The organism is Pseudomonas sp. S2_C03 (assembly GCF_054668405.1).
Genome location: NZ_CP162766.1, coordinates 1,926,054 through 1,951,356 on the forward strand (window position 1 = coordinate 1,926,054; position 25,303 = coordinate 1,951,356).

26 protein-coding genes are annotated in these 25,303 nt (G+C 58.6%); 9 read left to right on the plus strand and 17 right to left on the minus strand.

Annotated elements, in window-relative coordinates; all coding sequences use genetic code 11:
• Nucleotides 1-165 precede the first annotated feature (165 nt).
• Nucleotides 166-525 (minus strand): DUF6124 family protein, encoded by a 360-nt coding sequence (locus AB4N64_RS08800; RefSeq protein ID WP_460124286.1) that lies wholly within the window; start codon nucleotides 523-525, stop codon nucleotides 166-168.
• Nucleotides 526-1,035: 510 nt separating this feature from the next.
• Here AB4N64_RS08800 and AB4N64_RS08805 point away from each other — a divergent pair.
• Together AB4N64_RS08805 and AB4N64_RS08810 are read left to right on the plus strand one after the other, a co-directional pair.
• Nucleotides 1,036-1,293, plus strand: coding sequence for a hypothetical protein (locus AB4N64_RS08805; RefSeq protein WP_460124288.1), 258 nt, complete (start codon nucleotides 1,036-1,038; stop codon nucleotides 1,291-1,293).
• Nucleotides 1,294-1,353: 60 nt separating this feature from the next.
• The gene (locus tag AB4N64_RS08810) at nucleotides 1,354-1,668 is read left to right on the plus strand and encodes a hypothetical protein (RefSeq protein WP_460124291.1); all 315 of its coding nucleotides are present in this window, start codon (nucleotides 1,354-1,356) and stop codon (nucleotides 1,666-1,668) included.
• Nucleotides 1,669-1,932: 264 nt separating this feature from the next.
• Here AB4N64_RS08810 and AB4N64_RS08815 read toward each other — a convergent pair whose 3' ends face one another.
• From AB4N64_RS08815 to AB4N64_RS08835, 5 genes are all read right to left on the minus strand, one after another.
• Nucleotides 1,933-2,142, minus strand: coding sequence for a hypothetical protein (locus tag AB4N64_RS08815; RefSeq protein WP_460124294.1), 210 nt, complete (start codon nucleotides 2,140-2,142; stop codon nucleotides 1,933-1,935).
• A gap of 131 nt (nucleotides 2,143-2,273) precedes the next feature.
• Nucleotides 2,274-3,017 (minus strand): metallophosphoesterase, encoded by a 744-nt coding sequence (locus AB4N64_RS08820; protein ID WP_460124297.1) that lies wholly within the window; start codon nucleotides 3,015-3,017, stop codon nucleotides 2,274-2,276.
• An 86-nt stretch (nucleotides 3,018-3,103) separates the two neighbouring features.
• The gene (locus AB4N64_RS08825) at nucleotides 3,104-3,766 is read right to left on the minus strand and encodes a hypothetical protein (RefSeq protein WP_460124298.1); all 663 of its coding nucleotides are present in this window, start codon (nucleotides 3,764-3,766) and stop codon (nucleotides 3,104-3,106) included.
• Between the two features lie 45 nt (nucleotides 3,767-3,811).
• Nucleotides 3,812-4,120: a chorismate mutase gene (locus AB4N64_RS08830; RefSeq protein ID WP_460124299.1), complete on the minus strand. Its 309-nt coding sequence runs from the start codon at nucleotides 4,118-4,120 to the stop codon at nucleotides 3,812-3,814.
• A gap of 28 nt (nucleotides 4,121-4,148) precedes the next feature.
• The gene (locus AB4N64_RS08835; RefSeq protein ID WP_460124300.1) at nucleotides 4,149-5,012 is read right to left on the minus strand and encodes an NAD(P)-dependent oxidoreductase; all 864 of its coding nucleotides are present in this window, start codon (nucleotides 5,010-5,012) and stop codon (nucleotides 4,149-4,151) included.
• A gap of 117 nt (nucleotides 5,013-5,129) precedes the next feature.
• On the opposite strand from AB4N64_RS08835, the gene AB4N64_RS08840 reads away from it, so the two are divergent.
• Complete coding sequence (locus AB4N64_RS08840; protein WP_460124303.1) at nucleotides 5,130-5,981, plus strand: LysR family transcriptional regulator; 852 nt, start codon at nucleotides 5,130-5,132, stop codon at nucleotides 5,979-5,981.
• A 9-nt stretch (nucleotides 5,982-5,990) separates the two neighbouring features.
• On the opposite strand, the gene AB4N64_RS08845 is transcribed toward AB4N64_RS08840, so the two are convergent.
• Nucleotides 5,991-7,445 (minus strand): MFS transporter, encoded by a 1,455-nt coding sequence (locus AB4N64_RS08845; RefSeq protein WP_460124305.1) that lies wholly within the window; start codon nucleotides 7,443-7,445, stop codon nucleotides 5,991-5,993.
• A 178-nt stretch (nucleotides 7,446-7,623) separates the two neighbouring features.
• On the opposite strand from AB4N64_RS08845, the gene AB4N64_RS08850 reads away from it, so the two are divergent.
• Nucleotides 7,624-8,382 carry an SDR family NAD(P)-dependent oxidoreductase gene (locus AB4N64_RS08850; RefSeq protein ID WP_460124308.1) on the plus strand — a complete coding sequence of 253 codons (759 nt, stop codon included), beginning with the start codon at nucleotides 7,624-7,626 and terminating at the stop codon, nucleotides 8,380-8,382.
• Nucleotides 8,383-8,481: 99 nt separating this feature from the next.
• Here the strand turns inward: AB4N64_RS08850 and AB4N64_RS08855 are convergent, their stop codons facing one another.
• Nucleotides 8,482-9,876 (minus strand): heavy metal sensor histidine kinase, encoded by a 1,395-nt coding sequence (locus AB4N64_RS08855; protein WP_460124311.1) that lies wholly within the window; start codon nucleotides 9,874-9,876, stop codon nucleotides 8,482-8,484.
• Entirely contained in the window at nucleotides 9,849-10,544 is a 696-nt protein-coding gene (locus tag AB4N64_RS08860) for a heavy metal response regulator transcription factor (RefSeq protein WP_460124314.1), read from the minus strand. Before AB4N64_RS08860 ends, AB4N64_RS08855 begins: the two co-directional genes overlap by 28 nt.
• A 215-nt stretch (nucleotides 10,545-10,759) precedes the next feature.
• Between AB4N64_RS08860 and AB4N64_RS08865 the strand changes: the two genes are divergently transcribed.
• From AB4N64_RS08865 to AB4N64_RS08875, 3 genes are all read left to right on the plus strand, one after another.
• On the plus strand, nucleotides 10,760-11,368 hold the full coding sequence (locus AB4N64_RS08865) for a hypothetical protein (protein ID WP_460124317.1): 609 nt from the start codon (nucleotides 10,760-10,762) through the stop codon (nucleotides 11,366-11,368).
• A 71-nt stretch (nucleotides 11,369-11,439) separates the two neighbouring features.
• On the plus strand, nucleotides 11,440-12,063 hold the full coding sequence (locus AB4N64_RS08870) for a cytochrome b/b6 domain-containing protein (RefSeq protein WP_460124320.1): 624 nt from the start codon (nucleotides 11,440-11,442) through the stop codon (nucleotides 12,061-12,063).
• Nucleotides 12,056-12,826, plus strand: a complete 771-nt coding sequence (locus tag AB4N64_RS08875) for a molybdopterin-dependent oxidoreductase (protein ID WP_460124323.1) — start codon at nucleotides 12,056-12,058, stop codon at nucleotides 12,824-12,826. Before AB4N64_RS08870 ends, AB4N64_RS08875 begins: the two co-directional genes overlap by 8 nt.
• A gap of 710 nt (nucleotides 12,827-13,536) precedes the next feature.
• On the opposite strand, the gene AB4N64_RS08880 is transcribed toward AB4N64_RS08875, so the two are convergent.
• The 3 genes from AB4N64_RS08880 to AB4N64_RS08890 form a co-directional block, all read right to left on the minus strand.
• Nucleotides 13,537-14,301: an SDR family NAD(P)-dependent oxidoreductase gene (locus AB4N64_RS08880; protein WP_460124326.1), complete on the minus strand. Its 765-nt coding sequence runs from the start codon at nucleotides 14,299-14,301 to the stop codon at nucleotides 13,537-13,539.
• A 58-nt stretch (nucleotides 14,302-14,359) separates the two neighbouring features.
• The gene (locus tag AB4N64_RS08885; RefSeq protein ID WP_460124329.1) at nucleotides 14,360-15,190 is read right to left on the minus strand and encodes an SDR family oxidoreductase; all 831 of its coding nucleotides are present in this window, start codon (nucleotides 15,188-15,190) and stop codon (nucleotides 14,360-14,362) included.
• Between the two features lie 118 nt (nucleotides 15,191-15,308).
• Nucleotides 15,309-16,220, minus strand: a complete 912-nt coding sequence (locus AB4N64_RS08890; protein ID WP_460124331.1) for a LysR family transcriptional regulator — start codon at nucleotides 16,218-16,220, stop codon at nucleotides 15,309-15,311.
• Between the two features lie 835 nt (nucleotides 16,221-17,055).
• Between AB4N64_RS08890 and AB4N64_RS08895 the strand changes: the two genes are divergently transcribed.
• Nucleotides 17,056-18,780, plus strand: coding sequence for an FAD-binding protein (locus tag AB4N64_RS08895; protein WP_460124334.1), 1,725 nt, complete (start codon nucleotides 17,056-17,058; stop codon nucleotides 18,778-18,780).
• 96 nt (nucleotides 18,781-18,876) lie between these two features.
• Here AB4N64_RS08895 and AB4N64_RS08900 read toward each other — a convergent pair whose 3' ends face one another.
• From AB4N64_RS08900 to AB4N64_RS08920, 5 genes are all read right to left on the minus strand, one after another.
• Nucleotides 18,877-19,728, minus strand: a complete 852-nt coding sequence (locus AB4N64_RS08900; protein WP_460124337.1) for a cache domain-containing protein — start codon at nucleotides 19,726-19,728, stop codon at nucleotides 18,877-18,879.
• 18 nt (nucleotides 19,729-19,746) lie between these two features.
• Nucleotides 19,747-20,772, minus strand: coding sequence for a flavin reductase (locus AB4N64_RS08905; RefSeq protein ID WP_460124340.1), 1,026 nt, complete (start codon nucleotides 20,770-20,772; stop codon nucleotides 19,747-19,749).
• Between the two features lie 172 nt (nucleotides 20,773-20,944).
• On the minus strand, nucleotides 20,945-21,976 hold the full coding sequence (dmpG, locus tag AB4N64_RS08910; protein WP_460126679.1) for a 4-hydroxy-2-oxovalerate aldolase: 1,032 nt from the start codon (nucleotides 21,974-21,976) through the stop codon (nucleotides 20,945-20,947).
• Nucleotides 21,977-22,000: 24 nt separating this feature from the next.
• Nucleotides 22,001-22,888 (minus strand): acetaldehyde dehydrogenase (acetylating), encoded by an 888-nt coding sequence (locus AB4N64_RS08915; RefSeq protein ID WP_460124342.1) that lies wholly within the window; start codon nucleotides 22,886-22,888, stop codon nucleotides 22,001-22,003.
• Nucleotides 22,889-22,913: 25 nt separating this feature from the next.
• Entirely contained in the window at nucleotides 22,914-23,738 is an 825-nt protein-coding gene (locus AB4N64_RS08920; RefSeq protein WP_460124345.1) for a fumarylacetoacetate hydrolase family protein, read from the minus strand.
• Nucleotides 23,739-23,915: 177 nt separating this feature from the next.
• Here AB4N64_RS08920 and AB4N64_RS08925 point away from each other — a divergent pair, with 177 nt between their 5' ends.
• Complete coding sequence (locus AB4N64_RS08925; RefSeq protein WP_460124348.1) at nucleotides 23,916-25,301, plus strand: MFS transporter; 1,386 nt, start codon at nucleotides 23,916-23,918, stop codon at nucleotides 25,299-25,301.
• Nucleotides 25,302-25,303 lie beyond the last annotated feature (2 nt).

The window sequence follows — 25,303 nt, forward strand, 5'->3', positions numbered from 1 at the left end:
GATCGGAAGAAATGACGAACGGATGATGGCGTTTAGTAGGCCATTGGCTGTAGCGCGGCAGGTATCGCGTAAAAGCAAAACCCCGAAGCTTCGCGGCTTCGGGGTTTCTATTTTCGCCTCAATTCCTGTGGCAGGGCGAGCTAACCCTCTGCCATAGAAAACGGCCTAAGCGGGAGGCTCGAGTTTATCCAATACTCGATTCGCAAGCATTTCCACGAGCATGACGCTGTTGGAAATACCCATGAGGCAGTAGCGTGGGCGATCAGGGAGGTCGTCCACCAGTCGGTGGAGCATTACGTCGATTGAGGCGAGGGTTTCGACCATAAAAACCATCAGCGTTTCGGTCGAGGCGTTCGTGTCGACGCTGAACAACTCGCACGTAGAGCGAGGTGCAGCCTTGATGTCTGCCGTCGACAGAAAATAGTCGTCGAGCGCTTTTTGGGATGCTTCGTTGAGTTTGATTGAATCGGGCTGGGACTGCGATGGGGGATCTTTCTTCGGCGGATCCGGTGTGATTTTAGTCATGATGACGCTCCGTTTTTGACTGGGACTGCTCCCGTCCGTTTCCAGGCGAAAGGTGGCAGCTGTACGCAGGCTGGAAAACCGGGGGAAACGGCAACCCGGCAGACTCGAGAGTCTCCCGCGCACAGCCGCCATAACGGAGTGCACAATGGAAAGCGCGCAAGCATACGTTATGAAGGGCGCTTTTTGCGCCATTTCCACCTCGGGTTTCCAGGCCCAACTACTGATATCCAGCAGTACGTTAACGGTAGGGCTCGCGTCCAGCGTAGACAAGCCGGCCAATTCTTGAGTGTTTGTAGGGCGTGGAGCAAGGTTTTGTGGCTTTTGTGAAATATCAGGAATGGTATTAAACGAACGCCATCTGGTTTGAAGAAACAGCTGACGGAAGCGTCCGGCGTGTAAGCACCCCAACACGTATCCGTGCCCGTTGCGCTAAGCCTCAGCTTGGTCTTGATTTTGAACATTGAGGCGGTGATATCATTGTGCTCTCGCGCACAGTGGGAGTCGGAAAACTTGAGGCGTCGCCTGGCTGCGTTTGTGAGGTGCGCCAAGAGTCCCGGTGTTGCCGGTCATATGGCTGGTTGGCGCTTCAATTATGCTTCATTCGAAAAGGTCTTCCCGCTGGAGACGCTCTGGGTGAGTTGGTTTCCGACCATTGACAAGCCGGCAGCCTATGCAAAGGAAGGAGAAATGCTGGCGCTTTACCTCGCTGAGCATTTTGAGTTGCCACCGCTCAACTACAAGTTCAATTGGACTGATTTGGACGCGTGAACTCGCATTTTTTAGAAAAATGAGCCGAGCAGCCTTTCGGCATACATCAAAGGAATGAGAATGACGTCAAGCAATCACACCGTGACCTGTCCGCATTGTATGAATGAAGTGCCGTGGGGCGCTCACGTCTGTCGAGGTTGCCAAGCCGAAGTGCGTTACGGCACCCCTCAGGGCGTTGTGGTTTTCTTCCTGATCCTGTGCGTGATTGCTGGGTGGTGGGGGGCGAAAGTGGTTCGCACTTTTGTCACGACTAATCCGACGTTGTTATGGATTGTCTTCGGCATCGTGTTTCTGTTGTGTGGATTGGCATCCAGAAAAATTTGCAAACGGTTCTATGACGGCAAAACCGTTTTCAGACGCTTTTATCGCAAGTAAACCGTCCTCTATAAGCCCCAGTTCATGCTGAGCTTTTGGGTTCAACGAACGGAAAGCTATCGTTTGTCGATTCTGTAAGACTTTTCTGGCGTAGGAAAAGCAAAACCCCGAAGGTTCGCGGCTTCGGGGTTTCTATTTTCGCCTCCATCCCTTAATGGCTGGCGAACGTGCGGGCGAGGATACCAGCGCCTGTTCTCGCCCTCACTGCGGCGATAGGGGGATTGCTTTTCGCTGGCAAGGCCAAACTGCCCGAGTCCTCCACCCTCATTCCGGCGCCATCAGCACCGCGAGCGTCAGCTTGATGAACTCTTCATTCTTGTCGATCACGTCCAGGGCCACATGCACGGTGTCGGCGATCTCGGTGGCCCCGGTTTGTTCGGCCCAGTTTGCAAGCTCCATGATGGCGCTTTCCAGAGCGAGTTGGTTTTCGTTGATCTTGAAAAGCAGGGAAGGCAGTAGGTCGGAATTTGGCATTGAGGATCCTCGGTTGTCGAGGAAAGCCTAGCACCGGCTTGGATCAATGGTGTGTGCGAATGGTCGGTGAGGTTCGAGAAAGGCCATCTGCCTTGCCTAAGGATGGCAATGCACTAACCCGTCAATCAGCCTCATTGCGCAGTCATGGCCGTTCGGAACACAGCCCCGGTATTGATGTTGATGAGGCTCAGCGCCCCATCGCCGAATGAACAGCCTGTGTCGGTGAACACGACGTTGCCCAGGTTCGTGACATCGGTGACCGTCGAGTGGCCGACATAAACAGTGTCAATTCCTTCCACGATGGAGTGATCGCGGTTTTCGATCTTGTTCCTTGAGTACAGCGCACACTTGAGCGCCTGCTGTTGCAGTTCCTCGCCGACGTGCCCGGCTAGATAGGCTTTGGCTTGTGGCCAGCCGTCTGAAGGCAGAAGCGTTGGCACTTCAGCATGCACGATCCCAACTTTGCCGCGATCCGGCCGTTCGATTTCCAGCATGATGGGAAGGTCATTCAAGACGTCGAATATGCCTTGCCGAGAAGCGGAGGGTGCTTCATGGAACCAGGCGCCCCCATTGCGGATGTGCCTTGGGACGTCCCCAATTCCGATAGAGCATTCGACAATCATCTGCTCATGGTTACCCCGAACCGCGTGGAACCACGGTTGTTTCAGCCACACGATGACTTCGTCCGAGTAAGGCCCGCGGTCAATCAGATCGCCTACCGAAAACAGCCTATCCCTGGTCTCATCAAATTCCGCCTGTTCCAGCAGTGACGTCAGCAGATTGAAATAGCCGTGGATATCGCCCACTACAAAGTCGTGGCCGTCGAGATTGAGCTCGTATGACTTTACCGCAGGGGAATGGAGAGGCTTGAGCATGGCGGGTTTCGGGAGGTGGTTGGGCAATCGTCAAGGATACCATTTCCTCTGGATTGCCGAAGGAAGGAGCTGCCTGGGCGTCGTTCTCAATCCGTCATCGACATCCGGGCATCGCTTCTAAAAATTTCCGCGTACAGCCGTGCAACCGCAGGGGTGAAATGCTGCTGCGCGGGGATCAGAAAATCCGCGTCCGGGGCGAGTTGTTTGGCGTAGATGACTTCGTAAACCCTGCGCACCACACCGGGCTCCGTTTCCTCGCGATCTAGGCCGGGCATGATCCCTACGGCTCTGTATCCCGCCTGTTCCAGGGCGCGTTGCATATAGGGCGTGCGGGTCGTCGCCATGCCGTAGATCAAGCCTGCGCCCATCCATCTCCCCATTTTCTCGCCAAGTGCTTGAGCGGCTACCGCCAGGTTCGACTGTCGATGGGGTTTGGCTACTGCGCCGACGCGGCCAGAGATCACATCGGCGCCGTCAACCTTCTCCCACGTGGCGATGGCGACAATTTCATGGTGATGACGAACGACTGCCGCAAGAATGCTGCGATTGGCCTCGTCCTGCAGTACCACGTGTTCCTCATAGAATCGTCGGCTCATGAACGCGCTGCCCAACCCGACCGAGATAGAGGGAAACCAGGTGCGGAAAAATTCGATCGCGACATCGATCTCCTCGCGCTTGATGTAGTCCCAGGCATAGCCCGTGGGCAAAGCGACAAAGTCTCGGACTTGATCAATCGTGGGCCATTTCATGGGGGCTCCCTTTTTTAGTGTTGGTAGGCTGCTTCAACCGCGTGCTCATGCCCAGGAATCCTGTCGGGCGGCGGTTGTCTGGTGGCGCTGGACGACTTCACTGATGACGAAGTGCATCAGCTTCTCGACGAAGGCCGGGTCGAGACTCGCTTCGTTGGCAAGTGCTGTCAGTCGCGCGTATTGATGCTGCTCCCTGTCCTTGTCGACGGGGGGTAATTGATAGCGGGCCTTGAGCAAACCGACCTGATCCGTGCAGCGAAAGCGTTCGGCAAGCATGTGAATCAGGGCGGCGTCGATATTGTCGATGCTGTGGCGCAAGGCTGTGAGTTGCTGGGCAAGGTCGGGCGTTTCCATGGGGGTCCTCCGTTGGGGGCATGGCGCGTTAGAACGTGGGACGCCGTTGATCTTCAGCGGCAAAGATCGACCAGTCCCTGTTCCCGGCCCCTTGGGCGACTGCCGCCCTCATCTTTGCTCGTACGACATCGGCGGCGGGCAGTTCCAGGCCCTTGTCATGGGCCGCATCGATGGCCAGGTTGATGTCCTTGAGCCCCAGGGACAGCTTGAAACCGGGTTCAAAACGGTTGGTGATGATGTTCTGTCCATAGCGTTGATAGCTGGGGCAGGCGAACAGGGTTTGGGTCATGAGTTCGATGAATGTCACGGGACTCAGGCCATAACGCTGGACGAGGGCGTTCGCTTCGCCCAGGGACTGGATGGCTTGGGTAATCATCATGTTGCCGGCGATTTTCGCGATGCACGCCTGGACAGGTTCATCGCCCAGGAGCCAGGTCATTTTCCCAAGGATGTCGAACAGTGGCTGGACTTTTGCGAGGGCGACCTCGGACCCCGCAGCCAGGATAGTCAAGGCGCCTTGCGCGGCCACGGCCGGGACACCGAAAACCGGCGCAGCCACCAGGACGATGCCGAGCGCCTGATGCACCGCTTGCAGCTCCTCCATGAGTACGGGCGACAGCGTCGCCATGACGACGTGGACGCATGAGGCCTCGGCACGTTCCAGCACTGCACCCGCCAGCAGCACTTCCCTGACCGCGGTATCGTCGGCGAGCATGCTGATGACCACCTCTTGCCCAAACGCCGCAGCGGGGGATGGGAGCGTGCGCACGCCTTCCAGATCAGCCAGCACAGCGCTGCTGCGATTCCACGCCGACACTTGATGGCCTGCGCGGATGAGCAAGGGAATGATCGCTCTGCCCATGCTTCCCACGCCGATAAAACCGATATTCATCTTGAGCACCCCGTTGCTGTTTGGCTGTACGTCATGCGGCCAAGTATGTGAGGCACGGGATTGCTACGGCAGTGCCATTGTTGCACTCTCGTTGTTCATTTTTGTACGGGGTGAGGCATGGACTGGAGTGATATGCGGGTTTTTCTGGCGGTTGCCCGCAGCGGCTCGCTCGGCGCTGCCGCCAAGCTGTTGGGTGTCAGCCATCCGACCGTGGGGCGGCGCTTGCAGGTGCTTGAGCAGTCCAGTGGCCAGCCCATATTCCTGCGGACCACCCAAGGGCTGGTATTGACCGAGAGCGGCGAGAAGATACTCAGCCTGGCGCAAGAGATGGAGCAAAGTGCGCTGGCGATCGAACGACGGCTTGCGGGGGAGAGCGCCCAACCCGAAGGGGTGTTGCGCATTTCTTCCGCTGATTGGTTCGCCTGTTACGTGCTGGCACCCGTGCTGGGGGAACTCGCGCGACGTTACCCGCTGATCGCGCCTGAGGTCATCGCCGGGCATCGCCTGTTTGACCTCGCTCGCCGCGACGCCGACATCGCTTTTCGGATCGTCCCGTTCACCGAACCCGACATCGTTCACCGCAAGCTGACCACACTGAGCTATGGGTTGTATGCCGGCGTTGGATTGCCAGACCCCGCCCCGCAGGGCGAAGGACTTGGCTTGATCACCATGAGCATTGCCCAGGCGCATTATCCTGATGTGCAGTGGTTGCAACAGCGTTACCCGCTGGCCCGCACCGTGCTCACCAGCAGCAGTCGCACGGTGCAGGCGCGGATGTGTGCGATGGGCCAGGGCGTCGCGGTGCTGCCGCGTGTCCTTGGCGACCAGGTCCCGGGGCTGCGGCTGCTCGATCCGCAGGACCCGCCGCCAGGTCGCGAGATCTGGATGGGGTATCACCAGGACATGCGGCAGATGGACAGTCTTCGCGCCCTGGCGGATCTCGCGTCCAGCATGATCGGCGCCGAGTGATAACCCTGCTCAGGTCGGGCGCGCGGCTGACACCTGCCGTGTTGTCCTGGGTTGGCGCGACAGGGTGAGACTCAGCCCTGCGCCCACCGCCAGGCAGGCGGCGATGCAGAGGATGGAGGCGACAAAGGCGCGGGTGATGGTGCCTGCGTCCGTGTGTGTGCCGACGAGGGTGTAGAAAATTCCGCCGATGATCGCGACGCTCAGCGACGTGCTGATTTGCAGGGTAGAGCTGGTGATGCCCGCGATCATGCCGGAATAGGCGGGCGCAACCCGGCCTGTGATCATGCGCATCAACGTCGGTAACGCAAGTCCCTGTCCGAAACCGATCAGGAACAGGATCGCGGCCAAGGGCAGCGCAGGCGGGTGGCTGGCCGTCGGCGTCCCACTTACCAGCCAGGCCAGAAGCACGAATCCGATGATCTCGAACCCCATGCCAACGGGGTTCACGAAATCCCCGAACACGCGCTTGAACGGCTGAACCGACAAAGGTCCGAGCAGGAACCCCGCGCCAAAAGGCAGGAACACGAGACCGGCATCCAGCGCACTGGTCTGCAGGGCCTGCTGCAGATAGATCGACAGCAGCAGGAAAAACACGCCGATCGCGTAAAAAGTCAGGGCCACCAGCAACGCCCGCCCCAGGCCGGGAGCCCGCAGTGCATCAGGGTTGAGCAAAGGTGCGCCGCCGGCCAGGTGCAAGCGGGCCTCGTAGCGCCAGAACAGCCACGCCAGCCCCGGCACCGCCGCCAGCGAAAGCCACGCCCACAGCGGCCAGCCCGCTTCGCGCCCTTCGATCAGTGGCACGATCAAGGCCCCGAGCGTCAGGATCGACAGCGCCGTGCCACCCAGATCCAGCTTGCTGGTGTGTCGGGCACGGGTCTCCCGGACTACCGGGATGGCGAACACGATGACCAGTAACGCAATCGGCGAATTCACCAGGAAAATCGCCCGCCATCCCAGGCCCATCAGGTTGAGTGAAATCAGGATTCCCCCCAAGGCCTGGCCGACGACCGCCGCCAGGCCAAAGACGGCGCCGTAGAGGCTGAGCGCCAATGGCTTTTCGGATTCCGGAAAAATAGCCTGGATCGAAGCGAGCGCCTGAGGTGCCATGACCGCCGCTGTCACGCCTTGCAGGGCCCGTCCCGCAATCAGCAACCAGGGTGACGTCGCCAGGCCACACATCAGCGATGCGCACGCAAACCCGGTAAGCCCCATGAGAAACATCGCCATGCGACCATAGAGATCACCCAGCCGGCCGCCGGTGATCAGCGTCACGGCGTACAGCGTTGCGTAGGAAGAAATGATCAGTTGCTCGGCGGAAGAGGCCGTGCCGAGCGACGTTTGAATCGAGGGAAGCGCGACGTTGACGATGAAAAAATCCAGTGGCGGCAGAAACGCGCCCACCAGCAGAATCACGAAAATCAACCAGCGCCGCCGTTCCGGGGGCGCGACTATTTGGGAAACCATACGAGCGTCCTGTTGGCAGATGAGTTGATTCAATCTAATCAATTCAAGCCCCATTGACGCCTCACATAAATGAACGCTCATCGTTCATTTATGGCAGTCCCGCAGCACCGCCGGACCTCTGACAATGACCCTTCTGTGGTTTCACACGATCCACATGTCCAAGATCGAGGAGTCATGCATGTCAGGTAAATTCACTCAACAGGTGGCCGTTGTCACAGGCGCATCCACCGGGATCGGTTTTGCGATTGCGCAAGGCTTGATCGCCGAGGGCGCCAAACGTGTCTACATCACCGGCCGCTCTGCGAGCACGCTGGAGGCAGCGCTCGAAAAGCTCGGCGATAGAGCGGTTGCGGTCATTTCCGATGTCGCGCGCCAGGCTGATCTTGATGAACTCAGGGCGACGATCGAGGACCGCGGCGATCAGTTGGATGCGGTGTTTGCCAACGCCGGTATCTGTGAAAAGAACCCTGTGGGCGAGACCAGCGAGGCCGCTTACTTCAACATGTTCGACATCAATGTGAAGGGCGTCTTCTTTACCGTCCAGACGTTGATGCCGTTGATGAAAGATGGCTCGTCCATCGTCCTGACGGCCTCCATTTGTTCCAGCAATGGCATGGAAGGCCTGAGCCTTTACAACGCCTCCAAGGCCGCGGTGCGGTCCTTTGCGCGCACCTGGGCCAATGAACTCAAGGGTCGCAAGATCCGCGCAAACGTGTTGAGCCCAGGCTTTACCCGCACGCCGTTGATGGACAACGGCTTGAAAATGAGCGAAGGCGACATCGCCGCCCTGCGCCAACACGTCGAGCAGATCACGCCTTTGGGCTACATGGCCCAGCCTGAAGAAATCGCCTCCTCGGCGCTGTTCCTGGCCTCGGCTGATGCCAGGTACGTCAACGGCGTGGAACTGATGGTCGACGGCGGCCTGTCGCAAATCTGAACACCTGCGTGACCATGGAGCAGCCCCCAGTGGGCTGCTTTGTGATTAACTGCGAGCTCTCCAAGGGGCTTTTGACTTGACCGATTGTCCCTCGAAGTTTCAAGCATCAGGGAATGACAGCGAAAAACGAATAATCCCGGGTCTGGGCTGCTCGACATCCACGCGCCCGCCATGCAGTTGCATGATTGCCACGACGATGGCGAGGCCAAGGCCGTACGAGTCGGAGTGCTGGTGGCGAGAGGCATCGCCGCGGTAAAAGCGGTCGAAGAGTTTGCGCAGGGTCTCGTCACTCAACACCGGCCCCTGATTCTCTACTTCGATTCGGCAAGCACCGCCTGTTGCAATGACCCGCATCGAGATTTCGGTGCCTTCGTCGGCGTAGCGAATCGCGTTCGCCACCAGGTTGCTCAACGCTCGGCGCAGCAGCAATGGGTCAGCGAGCACGTTGCCATCGCCCATGATCCGGAAGGTCATCTGCCGCTCTTCAGCCAAGCCTTCGAAATACTCGGCGATGCGCTGTGATTCGTCATTGAGCGACAGTCGTTGGGGCTCGACCACCGATTGCGCTTCGTCGGCGCGTGCAAGGAACAGAATGCTTTCAACGATGCGGGAGATTCGTTCGAGCTCTTCAAGGTTCGACGCGATCAATGCCTGATAGTCCTCCTCGCTGCGGCGCTGGCGAAGGGCGACCTGACAATGCCCCATCAGCGAGCCCACCGGCGTGCGAATCTCGTGGGCAAGGTCGGCGGAGAACTGCGTCAATCGTTGGTACCCCTTGGCGAGGCGATCGAGCATCGCATTGTAGGCGTCGCTCAGTTGTTGCAGTTCAACCGGCGTATCGGCGCTGTCCATACGGCTGTCGAGGCGCTCGGGCGTTATGGCGGCCGCATGCGCGGCCATTTTGCGCAACGGGCGCAGTCCTCGACGCAGCACCAGGTAACCCAGCAGCGCCGTCGCAAGAAAGGCCAGGGCCACCGCCAGGTAAATACGTTCACGAAACGCCGCGAGCATGGCCATTTCCTTGCCCATGAGGTGTGCGGCCGTCAGGCGGACTTCGCGTCCTCCCGACGTGGTGACCACGGTCGCGGCACGCAGGGGTGTTCCGGTGTCGGTCATGCCGCTGCGCAGGTCACTGACGCTCAGCTTCGTTTCCTGGCCGATCACCGGTAGCTCGGGCAACGTGACGTTCAGTGGATTGACGCGGATCACCGGTGCCTGCCCGGGCTCTTCTATGACAAAAATGTCGTCTTCGCTGTCGAGCATGTTCTTGAAAATCTGCGGGCTGTCGCGCAGCTTCTCGATGGCGAGTTCGTAATGCAACAGCTTGCGAAAATGCTCCAGACGACCCATGACCGCATGATCGCTGTAGACCAATACCGAGGCTTTCATCGACTGGTACAAATAGAGGCCGGCACCGGCCACGGCCAGCATGGCAACCAGCGAAAACGCCAGGGTCGACCTAAGGGTCAGGGATGGTTGGCGTCGGGTCCGCATGACCTCACCTCGCAGACATAGCCGATACCGCGCAGGGTGTGGATCAGCTTGATCGGGTAGGGATGGTCGACCTTGGTGCGCAGGCGCTTGACTGCGACGTCCACCACGTTGGTATCGCTGTCGAAGTTCATGTCCCAGACTTCCGAAGCGATCTGTGCCCGCGACAACACATCGCCGGCCCGACGCAGAAACAGATGCAGCAGGGCGAACTCCTTGTTGGTCAGCACGATCACTTGCTGTTGGCGTGTGACGCGGCGACGCACCAGGTCCAGCTCCAGGTCGGCGAGGTGGAAATGGTCGGCTTCGCGCACCACGCCGCGACGCAGAATGGTGCGAATGCGCAACAGCAGTTCGGTAAAGGAAAATGGTTTGACCAGGTAATCATCCGCGCCCAGCTCCAGGCCGCGAATGCGGTCATGCAACTGGTCTCGTGCGGTGAGAAACAGCACGGGCACGTCCTGTTTGGCGCGCAACAGCTCAATGATCTGAAACCCATCAATACCGGGGAGCATCACATCCAGCACGATCAGGTCGTACGTTGTTTGCAAGGCCAGGTGCAGCCCATCGGCACCGTGCTGGGCCCAGTCGACGTTGTAACCGGACTCGCCAAGCCCCTTTTTCAGGTACTCACCGGTTTTGGTGTCATCTTCGATCAGCAGGATATGCATCGTGAGGGGCGCTCGGGTTTCTTCTTGACGGGATTCAGCCCGCGACAGGGCTATCTCGGCTGTGCAGTGTACCGAGATGAGCCGGCGGAGTCGGTTACATTTCTGTCATTCATGGGCAGGGCGGACGAATGACAAAAATGTCATTCGGCGGTCATCGTGAGGTCCCGGTCTGCGGTCGAGGATGGCCGCACATCAATCCGTGAGGAATCGTCCCCATGCAACTCAAAAACGCCCTGTCCACTACGTTCGGTCTGCTGATGCTCAGTGCCGCCGTCATCGCCACCGCGGCGGACATGCCGCTGATCAAGCCGCTGCGCGGCACGGTCGAAAGCGTCAGCAACAATACATTGACGTTCACCACACGCTCCGGTGCGCAGCAGACCATCGGCCTGACCGACAAGACCGGTATCAACCGGGTATCGAAAACCACTGTCGATTCGATCAAGTCCGACAGTTTCATTGGATCGGCAGCCATCCCCCAGGCCAACGGTTCGTTGAAAGCGCTGGAGGTCACTGTATTTGACGCCAGCCTCAAGGGCAGCGGCGAAGGTCATTACGGCTGGCAGAACGCGGATGGCAGCACCGGCACGATGACCAACGGCACGGTAGGCAAACTGTCCAAGGCCGACGGTCGCACGTTGACCGTCAACTACAAGGGCGGCGAGAAGCAAATCGTCGTACCGGATGATGTCCCGATCGCCTACGTCGAGCCAGGCAAGGTCGACGAGTTGGTCAAAGGCACCAGGATCGTCGTGTTCCCGGCCGCCGATGGCACCGCACGTGGTATTGCGGTGGGCAAGGATGGCTTCCAGCCACCGATGTAATCACCTGAAAAGGCCGCAGCGGTGCCGCGTGGCGTCGCTGCGGTTCACGGATGATTCCTGAGGGGAAACACGTGAGACACAAAACCATTCATCCCTGGCCGGTTCGGCTCACCCACTGGGTCAACGCCGTCTGTATGGTCTGCATGTTCATGAGCGGTTGGGCCATTTATAACGCTTCGCCACTGTTCGCGTTCAGGTTTCCGGTGGCGGTGACCGTGGGCGGCTGGTTGGGCGGGGCGTTGGCCTGGCATTTCGCGTTCATGTGGCTGTTGTTCATCAACGCTTTGATTTATGTGGCGTACGGGTTGTTCAGTCGGCATTTCAAGCGAGCGCTGCTGCCCATCGGCCTCCCTGCGTTGAAACATGATCTGACGGATGCTCTTCGGTTTCGGCTGGTGCACGAGAAGGGCGTTTATAACGCTGTGCAGCGACTGATGTACTGGATGGTGCTGGCGGCAGGCGCACTCATCGTGATCTCGGGCGTGGCGATCTGGAAACCCATTCAGCTTCAAGAGCTGGTCGCGCTGCTGGGCGGCTATGACGTCGCTCGCTACGTCCATTTTGCCGCGATGGCGATGATTGCTGCATTCGTCGTGGTCCACCTTGCGTTGGTGCTGCTGGTGCCCAGGACCTTGCTGCCAATGATCACCGGGGGCGTGCGGCCCCTTGAAAGCGGACACAAAACCCATGACTGAAGCCAACAAAAGAGCTGTTCAGCGCATCCGGCTGGAGCCCGCGCAACAGCGTGAGCTGGAGAGTATCCAGCGCCGCCATTTCCTGCGCGCAGGCTTGACCGTTGGCGCGATGTCGATGCTGACCGGTTGCAACCTGCAGGACGGTGACCAGGTCGACAAAGTCCTGTGGGCCATGTCGCGCTGGAACGACCGGGTTCAGGCGTGGCTGTTCAGCGGTCAGAAACTGGCGCCGACCTTCACCCGGGCACAGATCACCACGCCTTTCCCGTTCAACGCATTCTATGGCCAGGACGACATCCCCGAAGTGGACCTGGCGAGTTACTCGCTGGCGGTTTCCGGCCTGGTCAGGGACAAGGCGCCCTGGACACTCGAGAGCCTGCGAAAACTGCCGCAACGCAGCGATATCACCCGCCTGATCTGTGTCGAAGGCTGGAGCGCCATCGGGCAGTGGGGAGGCGTACCCCTCAAGACTTTTTTGGAGCACGTCGGCGCTGACACCACGGCGAAATTTGTCGGGTTCAAATGCGCTGATCGTTATTACTCCAGCCTGGACATGCCGACCGCCTTGCACCCGCAGACACTGCTGGCGCTGGATTACGGCGAAGTCGCGCTGCCGCCTGAGTACGGTTATCCCCTGCGGATTCGAGTTCCCACCAAGTTGGGCTTCAAGAACCCCAAGCACGTGGTCGAGATTGTCGTGAGTAACCAAAACCCGGGCGGGTATTGGGAAGACCAGGGTTACAACTGGTTCAGCGGGATCTGAGGAGACGCCCTTGTGACGAGCATTTCTACTGTATCGTCGGTCCCATCCGCGTGGCCGACTGCCGAAAACAAGCAGCGGGTGGCAACCGAGGGGGCGCAGTTTCACGCCCAATTACAGGCTCAGTCCAGGCTTCGTGTGCAGCAGCCCGATACAACAAATGCACAAGTGCTATCTGAATCCACCACGAACGCGTCACATCGACCGGAAATGGAGGCATTGCTTCAATCCTTGGAGTGGCGCAAGTACGCGGCCAGCGCCCCGAGCAGACCTGGTCGATCAGTGCCAGGTACTCGAGCCAGTGGCCTGGACATTGCCGATTTCAGCTTCCCCGATCGAGACGCTTTGGTGAACAGTGACGTGATCAAAGTTAGCTGGGTCGACGAGGAGGGCAGGCCGCTCTCCCTGCAGCCTGTCGATGACCCGATCGCGTGCATGCCTGATGACGCTGAGCACGACCCTTGCTCTGAATGTTCCTGCGAAGGCGGACTGAATGCGTTCGCAGTTGCAGTGGCATTGTCCGCAATCACGCTCACCTGGGTTCCGATCGAGATGGCTCGAGCGCCATTGCGAACCCCCGACGTTCGGATTTGGCGCCGTCGAAAACCCGGCTCACCCGCAAGCCATGTTTTCCTCCAGTCAGATTCTGGAGCCGAGGGACTTAAACATACGGATGTCGGTGAAAACGGCTAGGTTTCGTGGCCCGAAGTCTGTCAGCTGGGTAGCACGAGGCTTTTGCCACCATCGGCCATGGCGATAGACCCGACCATGAAACTGGCGTCATCAGAGGCGAGGAATGCGATCACCTTGGCGATCTCTTCCGGTCGTGCGGCCCGTCCGATCGGAGCACGACTCCCATACTCGGCGAGCGCATCGGCACCGTTTTCGTGGAGTTGATTGAGGATGTTGGTGATCGTGTCCCCGGAGCCGACCGCGTTGACTCGGATGCCATGATCGATCGCTTCAACCGCCAGGGACCGAGTGAACTGCGCGAGGGCACCCTTCGACGCGGCGTAGGCGCTGATTTTGGGGAAGGTCTGAAAGCAGGCGTACGAGCCCACATTGACGATGGCGCCCTGGCCATTAGGGATCATCGCACGCATCGCCTCCCGCGAGTGCAGGAACACACCGCGGATGTTGACGGCGAAGATACGGTCCCAGTCTTCGAGCGTCATATCCACCACCCGCTTGTTGATAATGATGCCCGCGTTATTGACGAGGATGTCCAGTTGGCCGAACTGCCCCACAGCCTCTGCGACGGCCCTTTGAGCGGCGCTTTCTTCCGTCACGTCCGCGATGATTGGGAAGATGCCGGGTTGCGCGAGCGCTTCAACGGCCGGGTCGATATCCTGCGCGATGATGGATGCCCCGCGCGCATGGAGCAGTTTGACTGTCGCCAGTCCTATCCCGCTCGCGGCGCCGGTCACGATGGCAACTTTACCTTTGAAATCCTGGTTGGGTACGGTCGTTGTGTTCACGATTTTTACCTCTGCTGTATGGACGGTCTTGCTGCTTCACGGTGGCGCGGTTGCGCCTTCAGGCCTTGTCGGGTGCAACATACGAGGTGCCGGCCGAAATGGATCGCCAATCGCGCACGTCGGTCGCCATTCGGTGGGCACGCACCTCTGCACGATCCAGTGCGTCCTGTCCCAGCAGGAGGTCGAGCGGAGGTTTATCGGCGGCGACCAGTTGCACGATCGCAGCGGCAGCCAGTACGGGATCGCCCTGTTGCATGCCGTCGTTCAACGCCCATTTCGCGACGGCGTCGTTGACCTTGGGGTAGGCCGCTTGTCCAGTGGTTCTATGAATGGATTCCTTGCTGAGAAACTCTGTCCGGAATGCTCCAGGAGAAACAACGGACACCCACGTACCGAAGGGAGCAACCTCGGCCGCCAGGCTGTAGGACATTGCGGCTAACGCGGCTTTGGTGGCGCCATAGATCCCTGCACCCACGCTCGGAGCGACGCCTGCAATGGACGAAAGATTGATGATGTGGCCGTGTCCCTGCTCCCGCAGGTGGGGAAGTGCCGCCCGGATGACCCTGAAGGGCGAAAACACGTTGACTTCAAACAGCTCGCGCACTGCTTGATCGTCGGTTTCTTCAATGGCCCCCAATAGACCGTAGCCAGCGTTGTTGACCAGAACGTCGACACGCCCATGAGCGCCGAACGCGTCGGCTACCAACCGGTGTGCACTGTCCGGGTCGGTCGCTTCGAAAGGCATGACCACCAGATCACCGGACAGACCCTTTGGTGTATCGCCGTTTCGTGTTGTTCCAATGACCGCGTCTCCGGCAGCCAACACCGCTTTGGCGAGCGCATGACCCAGACCGCGTGAGATACCCGTAATCAACCAGACTTTAGACATGATGTTGCTCCTTCGCATCGGCCCGGTGTGGGCCTGATGTCGAGAAGCAATATAGGTGTTGAGAGGGCCGTGATTAATGCCCCGCGTTTCGCTTACGGTTGTGAATGAAATCGGATAATCAGGGCTCGCCGCGCAGAACGTCGATCAGCGCACGCAATGCGGGAAGCATCTGGCGTTGCTTGGGATAGCACAGGTGATGACCGGGAAAGACGTCGCTCCAATCGATCAGCAAGCCTTCAAGTCTGCCTGACGCCAGATGTTCTTCAACCTCAAGCTCCGTGGCGAACGCAATCCCGAGATGCGCGAGTGCCGCATGGATGGCGACGTCACGATCATTGACGATCAACGGCCCGGCGACCGCCACCTCGAACCAACTACCGTCGCGCACGAACTCCCAGGCATAGGGCGTCTCACGTCCCTCCCAGCGCCATTGGATACAGCGATGACGGCTCAGATCCTCAGGCGTGGAAGGCCTGCCGAACTCGGCCAGATAGGCCGGCGACGCAACGGCTATCTGCCGTAGATCGGAACCGATCCTGACCGAAACCATGTCCTGGTCGATCACCTCGTGGGGACGGAGCGCGGCGTCGAAACCCTCTGCGACGAAGTCGCCGATCGCATCGGAGACCGTCATGTCCAGCACGACATCCGGTGCTACGGCGGCGAGCCGCGCCAACGCTGGGGCGACCTGCAACCTCGCGGCAGTGCGCGTCGCGACGAGCCGGATGGTGCCGCTCGGCCGGGAGGCGATACGACGCGCATCCAACAGCGCGCAGCCAATGGCTTGCATGGCAGGGCCAATCCGAGCGGCCAGTGCCTGGCCCGCAGGCGTGAGGGAGACACTGCGAGTCGTGCGGTTGAATAACTGAACACCCAGTCGCTCTTCCAATGTACGGATGGTGTGGCTCAGCGCAGACGGCTTGACCCCCAGCGCCTGTGCGGCCTGTGAGAAATTCAAGCGCTGCGCGACCACTTGAAAGGCCCGCAGGTGGGTGAGTTCGCTCGGGGACAGGTCGGCAACATTAATCATGGGTATCGGGTCTCTATTTCGAATGTCGCCGGATGCAGCGCAGGGGCAGTCAGCAGTCGCGTTTGCGTTTGCATGACCAAACGATGTCTGTTTTCAGAGCCCGCCAACTAATCAGGTGTTTGGGTCGACTGGAGCAGACGGGGCGTTTGCCATCAGGTTTGTTGCGAGCCTGGCTGTCGAAAGCACCGGGAGGATTACGCAAGACTCGTGCAAGCATTGCCTCATCTTACAGGTAACACGCCTCAGTCGACGAGATGCTGGCCACCACCGCAAGGATCCGTGAGCGCAGTGTCCAAAATTATCGTCCAGGATCATCGATCAGGTGGTCAAAGCTTTTTGCCCTTGACGATCTTTCATTTGTTGACTGTGCGTCAGCTACTCGTAGCTACCATCGACAGTCATATCGTCACAGCTCCGGGTCTTGATCATGACGTTGTCGCAAGCATGTTTGCCGACCCGAGTTATCAAGGAAAGGGTATCGGAATACGCCCGTTGGATAGAATTCAGTCAGTTCCCGATGTGTATCCAGGCAGGCAGGGGAAAAGTGATTTTTACGCTCGCCCCCTAGCGCCATAAAACTTTTCGCTAGCGTTCAGCAGGTGTGCGCAGTCGTGTGCGTGCGCCGGCATGTTTCTACGCTCACGCAAAGCGTGGTCTTTACGAACTTGCTTTCTAAGCGTTATCGCGCAGTAATTTAAGGCCTTCTCCTCTACTGCATACGCATCAGGCGCAGCAGTTAGCGTGCCTGCATATTTCGACCATGATCACGCAACTGCGCGTGACAGGGTGGGGCTACCACCCTCTGACATTTCGCTCATGACCATGGAAACGAAAGATGAAGTTAGAACCTGGATCAGCTAATTGGCACAGCAATGTCGGACCGCCCGAGGTCGTCAAGAATGCTGACGATCTGCAATGGGATGTCGAGTCAGACTTCGTTGTGGTCGGGTACGGCGGGGCTGGGATCGCTGCAGCGCTGCAGGCTGCGGAGAAGGGCCTGGATGTTTTGGCGGTGGATGCATTTGCCGGGGGCGGTGCAACCGCCATGAATGGCGGCATCTTCTACGCTGGCGGGGGGACCTCGGTGCAGCATCAGGCTGGAGTGGTCGATAGCCCGGATAACATGTTCCGTTATCTTTCTCTTGAGGTGGGAGATGCGGTAGCGCCTGCAACCCTGCGTCGGTTTTGTGAGGGGAGTGTCGCTGACTTCGAGTGGTTGATGAGTCACGGGGTGAGATTCGACAGTTCCTACTACACGAAGAAAACGTTTTACCCTCCAGCCGGATATTTCCTTTATCACTCGGACAGTTCTCTTGCCGAGACTTGTGCGGCCATCGCCGCTCCTGCCGCACGGGGGCATAAGTACTGGCACCCGCCTGCCAACCAATCGACGGGGTTCGGGGTCCACTTGACCGACCCACTGCGTCAACGAGCGACAGAGCTCGGAGTGTGTTTCTGGCCCCGGACAGAAGCACGGAATCTGATCACTTGCGAAGACGGCGCTGTGGTGGGTGTTCGGGTTATTCGGATGCCTGAAGGCTCAGCGCATACTCGCCAGTACGTCGAAGCGCAGGAAACAGCGCGTAGCCTGCTTCAGAAACTGCCGTCCTCGATGCCAGGCTTTGCCCGGTTGAAACGCAAGGCCGAGGCGCACTGGCGCAAGGCAGAGGAACTCCAGCGACAATTCGGGGTGGAGCAGCGAGTCAGGGCCAGGCGAGGTGTTTGCTTGAGTGCTGGGGGGTTCATCTGGAACCAGGAGATGGTGTCGGCCTATGCCCCGAAATATGTCAACAACATGGCAATGGGTTCGCCAGGAGGTGATAACGGGAGCGGTATCCGTCTTGGGCAGAGCGTAGGAGGTGAGGCCTCTCTGATGGAGCGGGTCAGCAGTTGGCGGTTCATCAATCCTCCTGCACAGTGGCCTAAAGGTGTCTTGGTCAATACGGGGGGCAAGCGCTATGTAAATGAGGAATTGTATGGTGCATCCATCGGTCATGAAATGAATGAGCATCATCAAGGTAAAGGTCACATCATCCTTGATCGGACGCTTTACCGGGGTGCCTGGAAGGCTGCCGTGCTGGAAAATCTGTTTCCCTTTATGCGCCTTCCTCTGGTTTTGGCACTGCTTTTCCAGACCCGCAAGGGGCGCACCCTTGAAGCTTTGGCGAAAAAACTCGGTATGCCGGCAGCTGCCTTGAGCGAGACGGTCACTCGCTATAACTATGCTGCAGATGGCAAGCTGCCTGACGAGTTCGGCAAAAGCCGATCCGAATGCCAGGCGCTGCGTAGCGGTCCGTTCTATGCAGTGGACGTTTCTGCTTCCAGTAGTTTTTTCCCCTGTTCGGCGATGACGGTTGGGGGGCTTAAGATCGACGAGGACACGGGGCAGGTCTTGCGCACTGATCGCACACCGATCAGCGGATTGTATGCTGCGGGCCGGACCGCCATTGGCTTACCATCCAATTTTTATGTAAGTGGACTATCAGCGGCTGACTGTGTGTTTTCGGGCCGCAGAGCCGCGAATCATGCCAGTAAAACACCTGCCGAGCCGGCTCAGTAGTACAGCATACGTTTATCGAGGGAACTGACCGACTGACGAGTTATGAATGCCGCTTCTGATTGCAGAGGCGGCATGAGTACTCCTGGTGCCGCCTGACTATTTCAAGTAATAGCCTACGGCGACCAGATAATCACCGGAGCGTCGAATGAGCACTTGTTTGCGCTCGCGCTTTCCCGTGACAGGGTTGACCCAGCCGTAACTCGCTTCGGCTTCACTCTTGCCAGCGATTGCATCGAGCACTTTCTGGCCCACCGCCTCGCCAGTGTTGGTCGTCAGGGCGCGGAAGTCGGTGTTGAGAAGTCGCGACTGGAAGCCGTGCGCAACAAATCTCTCGGAACGAAAATCCACTATGTAAACGTAAAGATCGTCACGATTGAAATAAGGATCGAGCCGGTTGATGCGCTGCAGGGTCCGGACGTCATCTCCTTCCAGCTCCACGATTGCCTCTTCCAGCAGGCGCCGAGCTTCTGTTTGGGAAGAGCGTGGCATGTAGTAACCAGAGGCGAAAATCTTGTTGTCGATCCGCTGGTAAAAGACTCGCTTGCGTTCGACTTTGTTGTCGTGCCAGTTGGTCCAGCGGTACTCGCGGCTCTGTATTTCGCTACTTGGGGGCGCATTCAGCACCTGAGTGAATGCTTCCCGAAGCGAATCATCGAGCAGTGGGGAAACATCGCGGCCGATCAAAATGGCAGAAGGGCCGCCGCTTGCAAGCATTTTCCCCTGGATATCCACCACGTAGATATAGAAGTTATCGCGGGTGAACTCTCCCTGGCGACTAAACTCGGCGAGCGCTGTGTCGCCCACGGCTTTGTAACGCTCGACTGCTTTGCCCAGCAATGCGCGAGCTTCCTTTGCCTCCTGTTCGTAACCACTGGGAATGTCCTCTGGGCTCGCCATTGGGGACGTTGAAAGCACGGACAACAGGATCAGGGTCAAGGTGCTCTTCATGTCGATCTGCTCCGAAGTTTAAAACCACCGGTAGGGGATTAATGGGCTGTGAATGCGTACGAAACGACTGAGCAGGGTGCGCAAGGCGATCGTTTCAGGGACGCCCAGTTGTTGCATCATGTCGTCCTCAATGCGCTGGCTTTCCGCATTCAGCTGATCACTGATGACGTGTCCTTCTTCAGTCAGAAACAAGTGAGTACTTTCGTCCGTGTCAGCGGGATCGTCGTCGATGCGGATCAAGCCCCTTGCTGCCAAATCGTTGATGGACTCTGGCCCCATCTGCTTTCCAGAGTACGCGGCAAGGGTCACCAGCTCTTGATATGAACGACCGTTACGGGAGTTCAGCGCGCTAATGATCAGGTGCTCCAGTTCGTTCAGGGCGCGCATGCTCGCGGTCTCCCTGAGTTTTGCTGAAAAGTGAAGGTAGGCGCTGGCGAGCAGGTAGCTAAGCGGGCTGGATTCACTGACGTTGCGCGGATCTTCCCCAACAGGAGGCTGGATGGTTTGCGCCGTGCTGGTGGCGATGGCGTAACCGCCGCGCTGGAATACCAGTGGTGGGGTATCGCAGCGATCGAAGTGGATCACTTCTCCCACCAAAATGATGTGGTCACCACCGTCGAAGATATTCGCCGTACGGCATTGAAGGCGGGCGGTGCAGCCATGGAGCAGTGGGGCTTCGTCGAGGCCGCTGTCGTAGCCAATACCGTCAAATTTCTCCGGCCCGCTGACGCTGCGTGCGAAGCGACCCGAGAGCTCATCCTGATCGTGCGCGAGGATGTGGACTGCCCAGTGACTCGCTGTTTCGAACGCAACCAGGCTCTGTGATTTGCGTGCCAGACTCCACAGCACCAGGGGTGGATCGAGTGAAACCGAGTTGAAACTGTTGGCGGTTACGCCAACCGGCTGACCATCGGGCCCCATGGCCGTCACGATGGTTACACCGGTTGTGAAGCTGCCCAGGGCCTGGCGAAACTCACGGGGGTCCAGCGCTGTTTCACAGAGTTTGGGCTGGCTGATTCGCGGGGCAATGTCGTTGTTGTTCATGGTTTTTTTCCTCTGCGCAGCGCGCACTTCATGTAGTTTTGATTGTGTTGCGTGCGCGAAAGGCCGACATGCTCAGTACGGACGATGTGCTGTAAGAAAGGCAGGTGCGCTGAATAAAAAAAGCCCCCGCACGATGGATCGGGGGGGCGCAAGGCAACTGTAAGGCGTGTATTTATGCGAGGAGACCACGCTCGCGGGCCATGTCGAGTGCCAGATCTTCGATCATGTCTTCCTGACCGCCGACTGTTTTACGGCGACCCAGCTCAAGGAGAATCTGGTGCGACGGTACGCCGTATTTTTTCTCGGCGCGCTTGGCAAACAGCAAGAACGACGAGTAGACGCCCGCATAACCAAGCGTCAGCGAATCACGGTCGACCCGTACGATGTGTTCCATCATTGGATAGACCAGCTCCTCGGCGACATCCGCGAGCTTGAATACATCGACGCCGGTCGCAATGCCCATTCGATCGCAGACCGCGTTGAACACTTCCAGCGGCGTATTGCCTGCGCCGGCGCCCAGGCCGGCGGCAGAACCATCGATACGATTGGCGCCGAACTCGAGCGCGGCTAGAGAGTTGGCAATGCCCATGCCGAGATTATGGTGCCCATGAAAACCCAGTTCGGTCTCCGGCTTGAGTGCCTGGCGAACCGCATCGATCCTGGTGCGCACATCGTCGGGGAGCATGTAGCCGGCCGAGTCGGTGATGTAGATGCAATTGGCACCATAGCTCTCCATCAGCAGCGCTTGTTTGACCAGGCTCTTGGGGTCGAGCATGTGAGCCATCATCAGAAAGCCAACCGTATCCATGTCCAGATTTCGGCCATATTGGATATGTTGTTCCGAAACGTCCGCTTCCGTGCAGTGGGTTGCCACGCGGATGGTATGAACACCGCATTCGTAGGCCATTTGAAGGTGATCAACAGTGCCAATGCCTGGTAGTAACAGCGCCGAAACCTTGGCTTGGACAAGTTTCGGGATCACAGTGCGCAAGTACTCTTCATCGCTGTGTGCCGCAAACCCGTAGTTCACTGACCGGCCGCCGAGGCCATCACCATGAGTGATCTCAATCAGTGGGACGCCTGCAGCATCCAGGCCCGTGGCCACATCAACCATTTCCTTGAGGCTGATCTGGTGACGCTTGGGGTGCATGCCGTCGCGCAAGGACATGTCATGCAGTTTGATGTGTTTACCGCGTAAATCGATCATGGCGTTTACCTTCAGGAGTGGTTACGACTTCAGCATGGCTTCGCCAAACATCTCGGCGGTGCGTGCAGCGGCTGCGGTCATGATGTCCAGGTTGCCGGCGTACTTGGGCAGATAGTCGCCGAGTCCTTCTACCTCAAGGAAAATTGAGACCCGATTGCCTTCGAAAACCGGGCCATTCTTCAGCCTGTAGCCAGGAACATACTTCTGAACTTCCTTGATCATGTCGTGCACGGACCTGGTGATCGCATCACGATCCGGCTCGCTCTCGGTCAGGCAGTGGATGGTGTCTCGCATGATCAACGGTGGCTCGGCCGGATTGATGACGATGATCGCCTTGCCTTCTTTTGCTCCGCCCACTTTCTCTACGGCACCGGCAGTGGTGCGAGTGAATTCGTCGATGTTTTTGCGTGTGCCAGGGCCAACGGAGCGAGACGAAACCGTGGCGACGATTTCGCCGTAGGCGACTGGCTGTACCCGTGAAACGGCCCGAACCATGGGAATGGTCGCCTGACCGCCGCAGGTCACCATATTGACGTTCATCACCTGCTTGTCGAGCTGCTCGTCAAGGTTGACCGGTGGGACGCAGTAAGGGCCGATAGCGGCAGGCGTCAGGTCGATCATCAGTACGCCAAGTTCGTTCAGTTTGCGCGAATTTTCGGCATGAACGTAGGCGGAGGTCGCGTCGAATGCGATGCGGATATCGTCTTCAAGGACGTGGGGAAGGAGGCCGTCCACGCCGTCCGAGGTTACCTTGATACCCATCTCCCTGGCACGTTTCAAACCGTCTGAATCCGGGTCGATACCCACCATCCAGACGGGCTCCAGGATGTCACTACGCTGCAATTTGTAGAGCAGGTCGGTACCGATGTTACCGGGCCCGATCAGGGCGCATCTGATTTTGCGTGTCATGGCCTGTGTTCTCACATTGGTGGAATTATTCGGTGAAGCTGATCGAAGCTGAACCGATGCCCTGGATGGTCAATTCGAAATAATCACCCGCCTGGACTGGCACCAGCGGCACCAGTGAGCCCGACAGGATGATGTCACCTGCACGCAGCGGCATGTCGAACTCGCCCAGGGTGTTGGCCAGCCAAGCGACGGCCTCGGCGGGGTGGCCTTGTACGGCAGAGCCGAGACCGCTGCTATGGACTTCGCCATTGCGATACATGTCCAGGCGAGCCAATGCCAGGTCCAGGGAGTTGGGTTCTACCTCGGTACGGCCAAGGACAAATACGCCACACGAAGCGTTATCGGCGATGGTGTCCTGGATCGCGATTTGCCAGTCCTGGATACGCGAATCGACGATCTCGAAGCAGGGGAGCACGGCTTTCGTGGCTTGCAATACCATCTCGCGGGTCACACCCGGTCCCTTGAGGTCGTGTTTGAGGATGAACGCGATTTCGCCCTCGGCACGGGGCTGGATCAGGTTCGCGCCTCGCAGGCTGACACTTGAACCGTCGGCAAAATGCATGCGGTCGGTGAGGAAACCAAAGTCTGGCTGATGAACGCCGAGCATTTCCTGTACGGGTTTGCTGGTCACGCCGATTTTCTTGCCAATGAGCCGCTCGCCATCTTTCAGGCGTCGCTCCAGCAGGGCGAGGGAAATGTGGTATGCATCCTCGACGGTGATCTGCTCGCTACGGGTCAACGGCTCGATGGCCTTGCCATCGCGGAGTGCGTGGTAGAGACGCTCGGCAAGTTTTTCTCTCAGTTGGCCGGTGGCGTTCATGCCGTTGGCCGGGGTTTCGTTCTGGGGCATTCGACTGTCCTCTTGTCAGGCTTGAGGTCAATAGTGCCGCCACGCAATGCTTCTTTGCCTCGTCCTCTTGGACTAGCCAGCAGGTTTTCGCACTGGACAGCAGAGGCATAGTCCTTGCGGACGAGGCGTCGTGTTGATGCTGCACCCAAGCTGGCAGAAAAGCAGCGAGGTTAGCCCGTGACGAGTCACCTACCTGATACCGATCTGATCGTTGGGTTGAGCCCCAAGCAAAGAACAACCGCGATGGTGGGCGTCTACTGCGTATTGTTTCTGCTTGGGCTGGAAACCACGATCGGTGGCGCCATCCTGCCCGTGGCAAGCTCCGCGCTTGATGGCTTCGAGCGTTTTCATTGGACTGGCACGTTGCAGATGCTTGCTTCAGCCTGCGCCACACCCATTGCTGCAAGGCTTGGGGATATCAAAGGGCGCAAACATCTACTACGCCTTTCCATCCTCTTGCTGTGCCTGGCCGGCATCGGTAGTGCATTGGCTCAGTCTATGGAGCAGTTGCTTGTATGGAGGCTGGTCAATGGCGTGGCGTTGGGTGTGATGGCGGCAACTGCCTTCGCGGTTCCTGCGGATGTGTTCCGCGATCCTGCACAGCGAGTCCGCTGGCAGAGTATCGGTGGTGTCATGTTTGCAGTTGCATGCAGCCTGGGTCCTGTCTTGGGCGGCGTACTCAGTGAACTTTTTGGCTGGCGCGCAGCCTTGTTCGCGGTCCCAGCAGCTTGTTTGCCGGTGCTCGTGGTTTTGCATCACCTGCCGTCATGTCGTTCGTTATCTCATCAAGAAAAGCAGTTCGACCTTCTCGGTGGGGCTTTGCTTTGCCTGTTTATTGCGTGTTCGCTTTTGGCCCTTCGACCACCTGACGGCATGCATCCAGTATCGTATGGATTGCTGCCAGTTTTGGCCGCAGGGCTACTGACATTGTTCTTGCGCGTCCAGCTGCGGGTTCCACACCCCATACTTTCGCTTGTCATCCTGCGCAACCCAAATGCGCGCAATATTGTGCTGTCGACGCTGCTCAGTGGTTCGGTGCTGTTCATCCTGATGTTCTACAGCCCGATGCTGCTGACTCAGGTCGCAGGCATAAGTTTGCGTGAGGCGGGAACGCTCATGTTGCCGCTACTGATCGGAATGCCGGCGGGGAGCGTCTTCAATGGCCTGCTGTTTGCTCATCAAAAAAAGCCACAATGGTTGCTGGCGGCGGGAGCTATCAGTTTGCTTTGCGGGTGTGCGATGTTGACTCGCCTGGCGCCGGGCACTCACAGCGTCTACATCCTTGTTAGCTTTGGATTGGCGGGTGTGGGCTTCGGTCTGATCAATCAGAACCAGACGTTGTTTATCCAGATGGTCACGCCCATTCAACACGTGGGCGCCGCGACGGGTCTCATTTCCACTGCTCGTACGTACGGCGGGGCCCTGGGCAGTGCACTCTTCGGTATCGCGTTGGCAGGCGGTGATCCGCAACGCGCGTTGACTATCGGGATGACATGCTCGGTGGTTACCGCTGCGATCATTGTGCCCCTGGCGTGTCGGTTGCGTCTGTATGACGATGCCTAGCC